13 protein-coding genes and 1 pseudogene are annotated in these 14,539 nt (G+C 57.4%); 6 read left to right on the plus strand and 8 right to left on the minus strand.

The window, feature by feature from the left end; all coding sequences use genetic code 11:
• Position 1: 1 nt before the first annotated feature.
• Positions 2-1,468, minus strand: a complete 1,467-nt coding sequence (locus ACZ1G5_RS00790; protein WP_472731048.1) for a leucyl aminopeptidase — start codon at positions 1,466-1,468, stop codon at positions 2-4.
• A 162-nt stretch (positions 1,469-1,630) separates the two neighbouring features.
• Here ACZ1G5_RS00790 and lptF point away from each other — a divergent pair, with 162 nt between their 5' ends.
• The 6 genes and pseudogenes from lptF to rsmA all read left to right on the plus strand — a co-directional run bounded on the left by lptF (position 1,631) and on the right by rsmA (position 8,955).
• Complete coding sequence (gene lptF / locus ACZ1G5_RS00795) at positions 1,631-2,740, plus strand: LPS export ABC transporter permease LptF (protein WP_472731049.1); 1,110 nt, start codon at positions 1,631-1,633, stop codon at positions 2,738-2,740.
• Positions 2,737-3,831 carry an LPS export ABC transporter permease LptG gene (gene lptG, locus ACZ1G5_RS00800; RefSeq protein ID WP_472731050.1) on the plus strand — a complete coding sequence of 365 codons (1,095 nt, stop codon included), beginning with the start codon at positions 2,737-2,739 and terminating at the stop codon, positions 3,829-3,831. Before lptF ends, lptG begins: the two co-directional genes overlap by 4 nt.
• Positions 3,831-5,930 (plus strand): LPS-assembly protein LptD, encoded by a 2,100-nt coding sequence (locus tag ACZ1G5_RS00805; RefSeq protein WP_472731051.1) that lies wholly within the window; start codon positions 3,831-3,833, stop codon positions 5,928-5,930. The genes lptG and ACZ1G5_RS00805 overlap by 1 nt, the downstream gene beginning before the upstream one ends.
• Positions 5,931-5,950: 20 nt before the next feature.
• Positions 5,951-7,171 carry a peptidylprolyl isomerase gene (locus ACZ1G5_RS00810; protein ID WP_472731052.1) on the plus strand — a complete coding sequence of 407 codons (1,221 nt, stop codon included), beginning with the start codon at positions 5,951-5,953 and terminating at the stop codon, positions 7,169-7,171.
• The gene (pdxA, locus tag ACZ1G5_RS00815; protein ID WP_472731053.1) at positions 7,171-8,127 is read left to right on the plus strand and encodes a 4-hydroxythreonine-4-phosphate dehydrogenase PdxA; all 957 of its coding nucleotides are present in this window, start codon (positions 7,171-7,173) and stop codon (positions 8,125-8,127) included. Before ACZ1G5_RS00810 ends, pdxA begins: the two co-directional genes overlap by 1 nt.
• Positions 8,120-8,955, plus strand: a pseudogene (gene rsmA / locus ACZ1G5_RS00820) (16S rRNA (adenine(1518)-N(6)/adenine(1519)-N(6))-dimethyltransferase RsmA). The gene pdxA and the pseudogene rsmA overlap by 8 nt, the downstream one beginning before the upstream one ends.
• Here the strand turns inward: rsmA and ACZ1G5_RS00825 are convergent.
• From ACZ1G5_RS00825 to speB (ACZ1G5_RS00855), 7 genes are all read right to left on the minus strand, one after another.
• Entirely contained in the window at positions 8,911-9,450 is a 540-nt protein-coding gene (locus ACZ1G5_RS00825; RefSeq protein ID WP_472731054.1) for a P-loop NTPase family protein, read from the minus strand. The pseudogene rsmA and the gene ACZ1G5_RS00825 sit on opposite strands and share 45 nt — an antisense overlap.
• 33 nt (positions 9,451-9,483) lie before the next feature.
• Positions 9,484-10,026 (minus strand): DUF4167 domain-containing protein, encoded by a 543-nt coding sequence (locus tag ACZ1G5_RS00830; RefSeq protein ID WP_472731055.1) that lies wholly within the window; start codon positions 10,024-10,026, stop codon positions 9,484-9,486.
• A gap of 261 nt (positions 10,027-10,287) precedes the next feature.
• On the minus strand, positions 10,288-11,034 hold the full coding sequence (gene prmC, locus ACZ1G5_RS00835) for a peptide chain release factor N(5)-glutamine methyltransferase (protein ID WP_472731056.1): 747 nt from the start codon (positions 11,032-11,034) through the stop codon (positions 10,288-10,290).
• Positions 11,031-12,086: a peptide chain release factor 1 gene (prfA, locus tag ACZ1G5_RS00840; protein ID WP_472731057.1), complete on the minus strand. Its 1,056-nt coding sequence runs from the start codon at positions 12,084-12,086 to the stop codon at positions 11,031-11,033. The genes prmC and prfA overlap by 4 nt, the downstream gene beginning before the upstream one ends.
• Positions 12,087-12,103: 17 nt before the next feature.
• Complete coding sequence (locus tag ACZ1G5_RS00845) at positions 12,104-12,535, minus strand: DUF1499 domain-containing protein (protein ID WP_472731058.1); 432 nt, start codon at positions 12,533-12,535, stop codon at positions 12,104-12,106.
• A gap of 48 nt (positions 12,536-12,583) precedes the next feature.
• On the minus strand, positions 12,584-13,525 hold the full coding sequence (gene speB, locus ACZ1G5_RS00850) for an agmatinase (RefSeq protein WP_472731059.1): 942 nt from the start codon (positions 13,523-13,525) through the stop codon (positions 12,584-12,586).
• The gene (speB, locus tag ACZ1G5_RS00855) at positions 13,525-14,493 is read right to left on the minus strand and encodes an agmatinase (protein WP_472731060.1); all 969 of its coding nucleotides are present in this window, start codon (positions 14,491-14,493) and stop codon (positions 13,525-13,527) included. Before speB (ACZ1G5_RS00855) ends, speB (ACZ1G5_RS00850) begins: the two co-directional genes overlap by 1 nt.
• Positions 14,494-14,539 lie beyond the last annotated feature (46 nt).

Below are 14,539 nucleotides of genomic sequence, written 5' to 3' on the forward strand. Positions count from 1 at the left end.
ATCAGGTCTCGTAGTGGTCAGCGATCAAACGGTTCAGCGCCATCACACCCCACCCCGTTGCCCCCGCAGGTGCCAGCGCGGTTTCCTTCTTCACACTTGCAGTTCCTGCGATATCCAGATGGGCCCAAGGGACATCATCTTTGACAAAGCGTTGCAAGAATTGGGCGGCAGTAATCGAACCAGCCATACGGCCCCCGACATTCTTCATATCGGCGATCCGCGACTTGAGAAGATCATCATAGGCCGGCCCCATTGGCATCCGCCAGGCGCCTTCCCCTTCGGCCTCAGCAGCCTTCAGAAAGGCATCGCTCAAAGCATCAGAGTTTGAGAAAAGTCCCGCCTTTTCATGCCCGAGTGCCACCAATATCGCACCGGTTAACGTGGCGAGGTTGATCATGCCCACGGGCTTAAAGCGTTCCTGCGCATACCAAAGAACATCAGCCAAAACCAAACGACCCTCAGCGTCTGTATTGATGATTTCGACCGTGTCCCCCTTCATGGACTTCACAACATCGCCGGGACGGGTCGCGTCGCCAGACGGCATATTTTCGACCAATCCAACCAAGCCCACAACATTGGCCTTGGCCTTGCGCAGCGCCAACGTGCGCATCACCCCCGCAACAACACCGGCACCGCCCATATCCATCGTCATGTCTTCCATGCCACTTGCGGGCTTCAGGCTGATGCCACCGGTATCAAAAACGACCCCCTTACCCACCAAGGCAAATGGGGCCTCTTTGCCACCACCGTTCCATGACATCACAACGACCGACGACGGACTTGTCGATCCCTGCCCCACACTCAGCAACGTGCGCATACCAAGTTTGGCAAGGTCGTCTTCTTCAAGAATTTCGACCTCAAGACCCAGTTCTTGCATCGCCGCAAGACGGGCCGCGAAATCACCTGTCGTCAGCACGTTTGCGGGCTCATTCGTCAAATCCCGTGTGAAAAAGACGCCTTCCGCGATGGCAGCCATCGGGGCAGCCGATTTCGCGACCTCTTCAGGCTTGGACACCATGAAAGTGACATCCGGCGTTGGTTTGGCGTCGGCAGTTTTGTGCGCGTCAAACTTGTATGCACGCAGGGCCAACCCCAAGGCAATTTCATCCGCACGGCCGATTGTGCCTGCCATAATCAAAAGATCTGCATCACGTTGCGCCTTGGCCAGTTTTGCACCTGCCTTGCGGGCCTCCTCGCGCGATGGGCGGCGTCCAAGTTTGACGACACAGATCGCCGTTGCAGACAGCCCCGCGGGAAAGCCAAGGACATGCACATCCCCCTGCGCCATCTTTTCAAATGTATCGCTGTCCAAAAAACGCGCCAGTGCCTTGCGGGTCAAGGTGTTCACCTTACGGGCACCCGCATCAAGTTTCCCGTCACCATCAACAAAGACCACAACCTTGCCAGTGGCGACGGCAACAGCATCAAGATCGACGTCTTTGAATTGGATTTCAGCAGGTATCGTCATGGTGGCTCCTTGGGTTGATGTTGGGTCTTGCGCAATAGGTAGCCCGCGCCCTCCATAATGACCAGTTAGCTGTTCAATCCATCGCAACGATAGGCTAGTTTGCGGGCAATCAGGCAGGCAGACACCACAAAGGACAAAACATTGGCGCGATTTGACAGATACATGCTGTCGCAACTGATGGTGCTGTTTGGCTTCTTTAGCCTGGTGCTGGTGCTTGTCTATTGGATCAATCGTGCTGTGGTACTGTTTGATCAATTGATCGCAGATGGGCAGTCAGCCAGCGTATTTCTTGAGTTCACAGCACTGTCGCTGCCCTCCGTCATGCGGATTGCACTGCCTTTGGCGGCCTTTGCTGCTGCCATCTATGTCACCAACCGGATGTCAACCGAATCCGAACTGACCGTTGTTCAGGCTGCGGGGTATTCACCGTTTCGCATGGCTCGTCCGGTTTTTTACTTCGGTCTGATTGTCACGCTGATGATGTCGATCCTGATGCACTTTCTGGTGCCCATGAGCAGCGCGCGCCTTGATGCCCGACAGGCCGAAATCGCCCAAAATGTCACGGCCCGACTATTGACCGAGGGACAGTTCATCGAGCCGGTGAACGGGGTGACGTTCTACATCCGTGAAATCACGCCAGCGGGCGAACTGCTCGACGTTTTCCTGTCCGACAACCGCAGCAAAACCGAACATGTCACCTACACGGCATCCAAAGCCTTTCTTGTACGTGAAAGCGATACGACGCAGTTGGTGATGATTGACGGTATGGCGCAAACCCTCCGGGTCGGGGACCAACGTCTTTTTACCACGTCGTTCGACGATTTCGCATATAATATCAGCAACCTGATCGGAGAGGCACGCGTCCCCGGCCGGGATGACTCGCATCTTTCAACATGGGAGCTGCTCAATCCAACGCCAGAACTGGAGGCCGAGACACGTCGCGATGCGGCCCGTCTTATTTCGCGCGGGCATGACCGCTTCAGCCAATCAATTCTGGGCACAGTTGCCGCACTCTTGGGGTTCTCTGCACTGATGGTCGGCGGGTATAGCCGCTTTGGGGTTTGGAAGCAGATCGTCGGCGCAATCTTCCTGATCATCGTCGTCAAAGCCGTGGAAACCAATGGGGTACGTCTGGCGCGCAGCGATCCGCAATTGTGGATGCTGACCTATCTGCAAAGCCTTGTCGGGTTCCTGATAATCTGGTTCCTGCTATTCTGGGCCGGACGTCCTTATTTGTTCAAACGCCGGATCAAGAGCGGGGCTACACTATGATCCTGCATCGCTATTTTGCACGCCGTTTCCTGTTCACCCTTTTGGGTGTCGCTGCAGTATTTTTCCTAATTATGCTGTTTATAGATCTAGTCGATCAATTGCGGCGCTTTGGATCGGCAGAGGCAACATTCGGCGATATTCTGATGCTGAGCCTGCTCAACATCCCGCAAGCGATCTATGCCATCCTGCCGCTGATCATGATCCTTGCGACAATTGCATTGTTCCTCAGCCTGTCCAGATCATCTGAAATGGTCGTGACCCGTGCTGCGGGGCGATCTGCCCTGCGCGCACTTCTGGCGCCAATTGCCGTCGCTTTGCTGATCGGGCTTCTTGCCGTTGGCATCCTCAACCCGATTGTCGCCGGAACATCAAAAGAGTTCGAGGCACGCAGCGATGCATTGCGTGGTAATAGTTCTGTGCTGTCCATCGGGTCCTCCGGTCTGTGGTTGCGTCAGGGCAATGCAGACGGGCAAACCGTCATCAGCGCGCAAAGCGCAAACCTTGACGGGACCAAGCTGACAGATGTGACCTTTCTGACATTTGCACCGGACAGCGGCCCACGACGACGCATCAATGCAGGTTCCGCTGAATTGGTGACAGGCGCGTGGGTGCTGCGCGATGCAAAGTCATGGCAGTTGGACGGCGACGCGACGCCCGAGGCATCAGCCGTGCTTCAGCCCGAACTTTCGATCCAGTCCTCCCTGACCCCGGATCAGATCCGCGACAGCTTTGGCACGCCGTCCTCAATCCCCATCTGGGAACTGCCAGCTTTCATCGGCCGGTTGCAAACGGCGGGCTTTTCGGCGCAACGTCACTTGGTGTGGTTTCACAAAGAACTGGCGACCCCGGTGTTTTTGGTTGCAATGGTTCTGATCGGGGCAAGCTTTACACTGCGGCACCAACGCGGCGGGCGGACTGGCATGATGGTCATGTTTGCAGTGCTCTTGGCTTTTGTCATCTACTTCATTCGCAATTTCGCACAAGTCTTGGGGGAAAACGGCCAACTGCCCGTGCTGTTGGCCGCATGGGCGCCACCCTTTGCTGCAATCGGCCTTTCGATGGGCTTTCTTTTGCATAATGAGGACGGGTGATGCGGACGGTTCTTGTTTTGCTGTTTTTGTGGTTGCCCGGCAGTCTTATGGCGCAAGGTGCGGCAACCTTGGTCGCAGACAGCGTCGAACTGAACGGCGAAGATCAGCTGATCGCAACAGGCAATATCGAGGTCCTTTTTGACGGGAGCCGCCTGACGGCCAGCCAAGTCGTCTATGACCAACCCAGCGACACGCTGCGCATTACAGGGCCAATTTTCATCAAGACGTCTGATGGGACAATCCTGACCGCTGACAGCGCATCGCTCGATCCCCGACTTGAAAATGGTATCCTGCAAGGCGCGCGCATTGTGCTCGACCAACAACTCCAGCTGGTTGCAAATCAAATAGACCGTCGTGACGGCCGATACTCGCAGCTCTACAAGACATCGGCGACGTCATGCAGAGTATGCGGAACGCAAACACCGCTATGGGAGATCCGCGCCGAACGGGTCATCCATGACAATCAGGAACGTCAGCTCTATTTCAGAAACGCCACCTTTCGCGTTCTCGGCGTCCCTTTGATTTGGTTGCCACGAATGCGTCTGCCCGATCCCACACTTGAGCGGGCCACTGGCCTGCTCATCCCCGAGCAACGCAACACATCGCAACTGGGGTTCGGTGTGAAGGTGCCCTATTTCATCACACTTGGCGATCACAAGGACCTGCTTCTGACACCATATATTGCTGAAGAAACGACAACGCTAGAGCTCAGATACCGTCAGGCATTTGTGAATGGCGATCTCAGCATAGAAGCGGCGGTCAGTGATGACACGCTTCTTCCGGAACTGCGGTCTTATCTCTTTGCCGAAGGGCGTTTCGATCTTGGCAATGCCTATCAGCTGATTTTTGACCTCGAAGGCGTAAGCGATCCGGCATATCTGTTGGACTACAGCTATTCCAGCAAAGACCGTTTGGATAGCGCCGTTGAACTACTGCGCGTAACCGACGAAGCGCTCTATCAGGCGCGCTTCACCTACTACCAAACACTCCGTGACGATGAAACGAATGCATCTTTGCCACCCATCATCGCAGACTTGCGCTATCAATCAAGCTTTGCACCGGCCTTTGGTGGCCGTCTCCAGTACGACGCCAGTCTCGATCTGGCCTATCGATACAGCACAACCGATGGCGATGCTGGCCGTGACGTGCTGCGGTCTGGTGTCGAAGGTATCTGGTCAAACAGTTGGATCCTTCCCATGGGTGTTGTCGCCGATGCGCAAGCCGGCGTACGCGCAGATCTCTACGTCGTGAATGACGATGAAGCCTTTTCGGAAGAAGATCTGCGGGTAATCCCCGGTGCAGGCATTGTGTTGCGCTGGCCTTTGGGGCGCATGGGGTCTGGCGGCACATCACACCTGCTTGAACCCACAATCAGCCTCAGTTGGGCACAGGATTATGGGGGCACGCCTCCGAATGAGGACAGCCTTCGCACCGAATTGGACCGCGCCAATCTCTTTTCTCTGTCGCGCTTTGCGGGTGAAGACGCTGTCGAAGTCGGCGTGCAGGCCGCTGTTGGTCTGACCTGGACCAGAACTGGGGCGGGCGGGGTGACGTCCACCCTTAGTTTTGGCCGGATCGTGCGGGATAAACCGCAAAGCGGTTTTACCGCGACATCCGGTCTTGACGGGCGGCAGTCTGACTGGCTGATCGCAGGGCAACTGACCGCGCCCGGTGGGTTTATTTTTGACAGTCGCGCACTGTGGGATGATGTGGCGGACTTGACCGTCGCTGATAGCCGCGTGGCTTGGCAAAATGACTGGGTGTCGTTGGGGGCAAACTACATCCGGCTTAGCCCTGATCCGCAAGAAGGACGAAGCAACACCATTTCCGAATGGACCATCGATGCTGCTTTCGTACTCAGCGATGCTTGGTCAATTGAGGTCGATGGCCGCTATGACGTAGCAGCGGATCTTCCCGTCAGCAGCGGGCTTGGCCTGCAATGGCGCAACGAATGCGTGACTGTGAACGTTTCGGCCTCGCGCCGGTTTACGTCTTCCAGTACTGTAGACCCGACAACAACATTTGGGATCAACGGATCGATCGACGGCTTTTCAACTGGTCGCTCTGCTGGTGGCCTCACGACAGGATGCGGAAATTGAGACGAATGATGATTTTTGGGATGAATAAGAACCAATTCTGCGCGGTCTTCGCGGCATTTTTTCTTGTTTTTGGGATCGGGACTGTTGCCCATGCCCAGGGGCAACTGACACCTGTGATTACCGTCAATGACCGCGTGATTACCCAGTTTGAGCTGACACAGCGCATCCGATTGCTTGAAGTCTTCCGCACACCCGGTGACCTGAACGAAGCAGCCCGCAACGCCTTGATCGAGGATCGCTTGAAAGAACAGGAAATGGCGCGGTTCGGGCGTTCGATTTCAGATGAAGAACTACAGCAGGCAATGGAAGACTTTGCAGGGCGCGCAAACCTGAGCCTTCCGCAATTCACTCAAGTCCTTTCACAAAGCGGGGTCGACATCAGCACCTTCCGCGACTTTACGCGCACGGGTGTGATGTGGCGTGACTTCGTGCGCGCTCGTTTCCGCCGCCAGGTCTCTGTTACGGATGCTGACGTCGAAAGGGCAATCGCGCGGCGCGGTGCACCACCCTCGCAATTGGAAGTTCTGCTCAATGAAATTATCATCGCCGCGCCGCCGCCACGCGCAGCGGCAGCACGTAATGCGGCCAATCAGATTTCGCGCATGCGGTCTTTTGCGGATTTTGAAGCAGCGGCGCGACAGGTCTCGGCCCTGCCCTCACGTGAAAACGGTGGACGCCTCGACTGGCTACCGATCGAAAACTATCCGCCACAGTTGCGACAGATCATTCTTGATCTGGAACCCGGCGAAGTCACCGAGCCTATTCAGATCCCCAACGGGATCGCACTGTTTCAGCTGCGCGGTCAGCGCGAAGCATTGCGCCCCGTCGTGCCACCGGTCAGCATAGACTATGCCGCCTACTACCTGCCCGGCGGGCGAAGTGAGGCCGGTTTGCGCTTGGCCGCTGAAGTCAGCGATCAGGTCGATACCTGCGATGATCTATTTGGCGTCGCACGCAACCAGCCCGCAGAAGTGCTGGATCGCCTGACAGAAGCACCCGCAGACATATCAGACGACATCGCGCTCGAGCTTGCGCGCCTTGACCCCGGCGAGGTGTCATACAACCTGACCCGCAACAACGGCGAGACTTTGGTCTTCTTGATGCTGTGCGCCCGCAACAATGCCGGCACTGGCACAAGCGATCCTGAACTGGTCCGCAATCAACTGCGCAGTCAACGCCTTGGGGCTCTCGCCGACGCCTTGCTGGAAGATCTGCGCGCCTCTGCTGTCATCCGTCCCTAATGCGCCCCATCGCAATCAGTTGTGGTGAGCCCGCGGGTATCGGGCCTGAAATTGCCGTGGCGGCATGGAACGCACTCAAAAACGACGTGCCGCTGCTTTGGCTCGGCGATCCACAACACTTGCCCGCCGGCACGGACATTCATGCGGCGACCGACCCAAGCGATATTCATCCGTTCAAAATGACAGTACTTGCGCGGGATCTTGGCGGTCCGGCGACCCCGGGACGACCAGATCCCGCCCATGCGAAAGGCGTCATCACGGCGATTTCAGATGCGGTGGCCCTTGTCCAATCAGGGGCTGCACGTGCCCTGTGCACCGCGCCCATTCACAAGGCGGCCCTGATTGATGGGGCAGACTTTGCCTACCCCGGCCATACAGAATATCTCGCCGCACTTGCAGGAACACAGCAGGTGGTGATGATGCTGGCCTGCGACGCACTTCGCGTCGTTCCGACAACCATTCACATCGCGCTGGATAAGGTACCGACCACTCTGACGGCCAGCCTGTTGACGGACACACTGCTGATCACCCGCGCCGCACTACGCCGCGATTTCGGCATTGCAAAGCCGCGCATTGCGGTCGCAGGCTTGAACCCACATGCCGGGGAAGACGGCAAAATGGGACAGGAAGAGATCGAAATGATCACGCCGGTCCTTAACGCGTTGCGGGCGCAAGGGATGGATATCACAGGGCCAATGTCGGCCGACACGATGTTTCACGCAGGCGCGCGTCAAACCTACGATGTGGCGGTCTGCATGTACCATGATCAGGCGTTGATCCCGATCAAGACTCTTGATTTCTCTGGCGGTGTAAACATCACGCTAGGCTTGCCATTCATTCGCACGTCACCCGACCACGGCACCGCGTTTGACATCGCCGGACAAGGCAAAGCCGATGCAACCTCGATGATCGCGGCAATTCGCATGGCTGCACAAATGGCAGACGCCCGTGATTGATGATCTGCCCCCCCTCAGAGATGTGATTGCCACACACGAACTGGCGGCGAAAAAGTCGCTGGGCCAGAATTTTCTGCTCGATCTCAATCTGACCGCAAAGATCGCACGGCTCGCCGGTGATCTGACAGGGGCAGATGTGCTCGAAATCGGACCGGGCCCCGGTGGTTTGACGCGCGGGCTGCTGGCCGAAGGCGCGCGCCGGGTGCTGGCGATCGAAAAGGACCCGCGTTGCATGCCGGCTTTGGCTGATATTGCCGCACGCTACCCCGGCCAATTGCAGGCCATCAATGGGGACGCGCTGACCATCAACCCGTTAGAGCATCTGATCCAGCCCATCAAGATTGCAGCAAACCTGCCCTATAACGTCGGCACGGAACTCCTGGTGCGGTGGCTGACGCCGCCGGAATGGCCACCATTTTGGGAAAGCCTGACGCTGATGTTCCAACGCGAGGTCGCACAGCGCATCGTCGCGACGCCCGGCAGCAAAGCCTACGGCAGACTAGCCCTCCTGGCGCAGTGGCGCACGGATCCACGCATCGTCATGGATCTGCCGCCAGAGGCATTCAGCCCACCCCCAAGGTCAACTCTGCAGTCGTGCACCTGACCGCCCTGCCCGCGCCTCGTTTCCCCGCTGACGCTGGCACCTTGAACAAGGTGGTCGCGGCTGCATTTAACCAACGGCGCAAAATGCTGCGCTCTGCACTCAAATCCGTCAGCCCTGACATCGAAGATCACTTGATCGCCGTCGGGATCAAACCTACCGAACGGGCCGAACAAGTCGAACTAGAGGCGTTCTGCGCGCTGTCCCGCAGTCTCGATAAACTCTGAGATTTCGGCACGGGTCGTCAGACGCACGACCGGCTGAGATACAGGGCCAAGCGCGTCGGCGATATCTTGTCGAAACCTGTCGTCTTGCCGCCATGCGCGCCAAAGGAAGGCGAACTGCCGCCGTCCCGGCCAGTCACGATTACCCTGCGGATGCTCGGGGCGCGTCTGGCCAAAGTATTTCAGACTGCGCCGCGCAATGCGCCAGACCCGCAGCCCTCTCGGGACGTCCAGCCAAACGATCAAGGTTGCCCGCCGCAGCACATCAGGCGACAAGACAGACGGCCCGCCATCCAGCACCCAAGTTTGGGATGCTATCAGACGGAGTAGTTGCGCCTGAACATCGCCACGCGAACGCTGGACCCACCCGGTGGTCAACGCCAGCGCGTCCTTATGAACAAGCGCGGCTCCGGTGTGCGCGGCCAGCCGTGTGGCAACCCATGTCTTGCCTGCACCATTTGCGCCCACAACGACAATCCGTGCAAAATTACCCTTCAACGAAAAAGCCCTCCGAAATCGGAGGGCTTTTCATTATTCAGCGGCCTCTGGGGCGTTTCCCTTATCAGGCGCATTGCCCTCATCCGGGTTTGTTCGCGGCTTGCGCGGGCTGCGCTGCCTGCGGGGGCGCTGCGGCTTTTCTTCAGGCGTCTCAACAAGCCCGCTATCGGGTCCATCGGCCTGCGGCGCGTCGGTTACAGGCTGTTCCATTGTGGCCGGATCATTCGCCGCGGCTTCTTGCGCCTTTAGACGCTCTTGGCGTTCGCGATCACGTTCGGCCTGACGCTCACGGTTCTGCGCCTCTTGCTCTTCGCGCTTGGCCTCAACCTCACGCTGCGCTTCGGCCAGCAGACGCGTGTAGTGCTCTGCGTGTTGGGCAAAGTTTTCCGCATCCACCCGGTCGCCCGACAAAACGGCGTCACGGTGAAGCTGGTTGTATTTCTCGATAATCTGCTGCGGGGTGCCGCGCACCTTGCCATCAGGACCCGAGCTGTCAAACACCCGGTTGATGATATTCCCGCCCGAGGGCCGGTTGTTGCGGTTCTTGTTCCGCGACCGTGACTTCGATGATCTCATGTAAGTGCTTTCAAGCCTTTGGCTGTCGTTGCGCTAGCCCATGTCGCGCCTCTTGCGCGTCTGAAATATTTGGCCTTGCGATGTTTTGGCGACTGATCGGGGGAGCGTCACTGCGATGCTCATCCCAGCCGATGGCTTTGAATAAGCATGTGAGCGCCACCAAGACAAGCCCAAAGTGCGATAATGCCCGTATTTCGGCCATTATCGGCGGATTTCCTGCCTGTCTACGGCTGATACCCCACGACAACCCGGTCGCGACCATCAAGGTCCGGGATCACGCGAGATCCGTTCAAACCCCGCATCTTGCATCATGCCAGACACCGCAGCCGCCTGCGTCGGTCCAATCTCAACGATCAGGCGACCACCGGGGGTCAGATGATCGGGCGCACCCGCGGTAATCTTGCGGTAGGCACTGAGGCCGTCTGCTTCGTCGGTTAAAGCGATGCGGGGTTCATGGTCGCGGACTTCCGGTTGCAGCGCGTCCATTTCATCAGCAGCGATGTAGGGCGGGTTCGACACGATCAGGTCAAACTCCCCTTCCACCGCCTCAAACCAGAACGATTGCAAGAAAGTAGCCTGAGCCTCCACACCAATCTCCTTAGCGTTGCGTGCCGCCAAGTCCAAAGCTGCACCAGATATATCCGTGCCAACGCCACTCGCGAATTCAAGTTGATCTAGAATCGATAACAACACGCAGCCACTGCCTGTTCCCAAATCAAGAACACGGTCCCGGTCCGTCGCTTTTTCAAGTGCGACTTCAACCAGAACTTCAGTATCAGGGCGCGGATCCAAGACATCACCGGTAACAAGGAATCGCTGTTTATAGAAATCGCGATACCCCAAGACATGCGAAATTGGTTTACGGGTTGCGCGTTCTGCTACCGCGGCAGCGAATGCCTCTGTATCAGGAAACGCACGCCACAGAATACGCGCCTCGCGCTGGGGATCGGGGATACCTGCATCCGCAAGAGTTTCTGCCCCTACGCGCAGCAACTCAGATTCCGTCACGCGCCCATCTCTGCCAGCAATGTCGCCTGCGCATCCGCCTGCAGCGCGGTGATTACCTCTTCCAAATCGCCCTGCATCACCTGCCCTAGCGAATAGAGCGTGAGGTTAATCCGGTGGTCCGTCATGCGCCCTTGCGGGAAGTTATAGGTCCTGATCCGTTCAGACCGGTCCCCCGACCCCACTTGGTTTTTACGATCAGCCGAGCGTTCATCATCCACCCGCTGCCGTTCCAGATCAAACAGACGCGTTTTCAGGACCTGCATCGCGATCTCGCGGTTGCGGTGTTGCGATTTCTCGGAACTGACGACGATGATCCCAGTCGGTTCGTGCAATATCCGCACTGCAGAATCGGTCGTATTCACGTGTTGGCCGCCAGACCCGGACGCACGCATGGTATCAATCCGAATATCGGCGGGATTGATCTCGATATCTACATCCTCGGCCTCTGGCAGCACCGCCACAGTCGCGGCAGAGGTATGAATACGCCCCCCGCTTTCCGTCTCGGGCACGCGCTGCACGCGGTGCACGCCGCTTTCATATTTCATCTTGGCAAAAACGCCGTCGCCAACAATGCGGGCCACAACTTCCTTCACGCCGCCCAATTCGCTCAGGCTCTCTTCCAAAATCTCAAACCGCCAACCCTGCGCTTCGGCATACCGCTGATACATGCGCAAAAGGTCTGCCGCAAAAAGCCCCGCTTCGTCCCCACCCGTACCGGGACGAATTTCCAAAAGGGCAGGACGGCCGTCTGCTGCATCCTTTGGCAACAGTGCCAATTGGACGTCATGCTCTGACGCATCCAAAGCAGCCTTTAGCTGTGGCAGTTCCGCCTCTGCCAATTCCTTCATCTCCGGATCAGCCAGCATCGCTTCGGCCTCAGCGATCTGGGTCACAAGATCTTTGTAGGCAGTGACCGTTTCAACCACAGGGCGCAGTTCAGCGTATTCCTTGCCTAATGCAGCAATATCACTTCCTGCCGTTCCATCAGCCATCTTTGCCTCCAGAAACTGGAAGCGATCAATCAACTGCGCTATTTTGTCCGGTGCGATCATTTGTCCGCATTGGCCGATCAAAGCGGTGTGGTCAAGGGGCCAAGCGTCTCTAACCAGTTTTCGATACGCGCCTTGTTGACGCCCAAATCAGCACTGCCAAACCGTAAACGTCCGTAGATGATTAATAAATCACCCTGTACCGCCACGGTTGTGTAATCCGGAAACCCCCAAAGACGCGACCGGGTCTGAAAGGTAATCATCCCGTCCGCCACGCTGCCGGCCACCAATTTCGTGCGCGGCGTTGCAAGCGCACGCTGTTCAACTGCTGTCAATACGTCCGGCCCCGGTGCCCGAATTCGTCGGACAGCAATAAATCCACCCGTCTGTGATGTATCACCCGGCGCAGCGACATCCGGCACTCTATGCCACCTGACCACATCACTGGGCGCCAAACGGACATAGGCCATGAAACCCAAAATAAGCACAAATAGACTGATCAGGATGCGCAATGCGATCTCCGCGGATTGTACGTACGCTGTATGTACAGCATCTGTACGCTATCTGTACGGCACACCGGGCAAGATGGACAGCATTTCAAACATCAGATTTGCGCCCGTCAGCGCGGTATTGCCCGACGTGTCATAGGGTGGCGACACCTCGACCAGATCACAGCCCACGATATTCAATCCGCGCAGGCCCCGGATCAATTCCATCGCCTGCGGCGTTGTGAGCCCGCCGATCTCCGGCGTGCCGGTGCCGGGGGCATAGGCCGGGTCAAGACTGTCGATATCGTAGGTAATATAACAGGGCTGATCACCAATTTTCGCTTTAATATCCGCGGCTAATGGGGTCAGCGATTTGTGCCAAAGCTCTGGCGCGAGAAACTGATTAAAGCCCCAATCCGCCGCTTCGGTAAAGTCGTCGGCCGTATATCCCGTACCACGCAAGCCAATCTGAAAGACCTTATCGGCCGTAATGATCCCTTCCTCATAGGCCCGGCGAAATACCGTGCCATGGGTTTCACGCTCGCCGAACATCTCATCATTGACGTCCGCATGGGCATCCACATGCACCAACGCCACGGACCCGTGTTTTGCCGCGACCGCGCGCAGCACAGGCAGCGTCAAAGTATGATCCCCGCCCAAGGTCATGGGTATAAAATCATGCTTAAGGTGTGCGGCATAAGTCTCTGTAATAATGCGAATACTGTCGCTCAGTGAAAACGTGTTTATCGCGACATCGCCCAGGTCGGCGCATTGCAACGCATCAAAAGGTGCGGCCCCGGTTTGGATGTTATAGGGCCGGATCATCGCCGATTGTTCGCGCAATTGCTTGGGTCCCATCCGGGTGCCAGAGCGCCACGAGGTACCGATATCCATCGGTATCCCAACAAAACCCACGTCGAGCCCCTCGGCGCTGGCCACCTCTGGCAATCGCATGAAACTTTGCGGCCCGGAAAACCGCGCCAGATCGTTCCCTGAAATCGGTTGATTAGGCATTACTTAACCCTTCTGTTCCATAGTGCGAGGCAACATAGCTCCATCGCCACATGCGCACCCGCAATCGCGGTCGCCCCGGTGGCGTCATAGGGTGGTGATACCTCAACAACATCGGCGCCCACCACATTGATCCCTGCCATGTCGCGCAGGATTGCGGCGGCCTGCCACGATGCCAGACCACCCCACACAGGCGTGCCCGTTCCGGGCGCAAAGGCAGGGTCCAGCGCATCAATATCAAAGCTGACGTATGTCGGATTGTCGCCGACACGCGCCTTGATCTGCTCGGTCACCCAGGCGGTCCCTTTTTCGTGGCAGGTCCGCGCATCAATATAGGGCATGCCCAGATAATCTTCGCACTCCGTCCGAATACCGACCTGCACAGACCGGCTGACATCCACCAGTCCCAGTTTCACCGCCTTATACATCATCGTTCCGTGATCAATGCGGCCCATGTCATCGTCAGGCCAAAGGTCCGAATGAGCGTCAAACTGGACGACGGACATCGGTCCATATTTTTCGGCATAAGCGCGCAAAATCGGCAGCGTGATAAAGTGATCACCGCCCAGCGTGATCGCACCACAACCTTGGGCCAAAATACCCGCGATATGCGCCTGCACCAAAGCCGGGACGCCGGGCACATCGGCGTAATCAAATGCCACATCGCCATAATCCGCGATGGCAAATTCACTCAGCGGATCAAAGCCGTCCCAACCATAAGGCGGATCAAAGGGCTGCAAACTCGAGGCTTCGCGGATCGCGCGCGGTCCAAACCGCGTACCCGGCCTGTGCGTCACCGCCTGATCAAACGGCACGCCTGTGACCGCCAAATCAAACCCAGTCAGATCCTTGGTATAAGTCCGCCGCAAAAAAGAGGTCGCCCCACCAAAAGCATTCTCATAGGCCAAGCCGCGCCGATCTTTGGCGGTAAACGCCCCATCGACCGCCTCTTTCGCTTTATCCAGTGTCACAGCGCCATCTCTTCTCTATGTCCAATCAAACTTCCGCCGGAGGCAT

The organism is Yoonia sp. JB2-21, assembly GCF_055693545.1.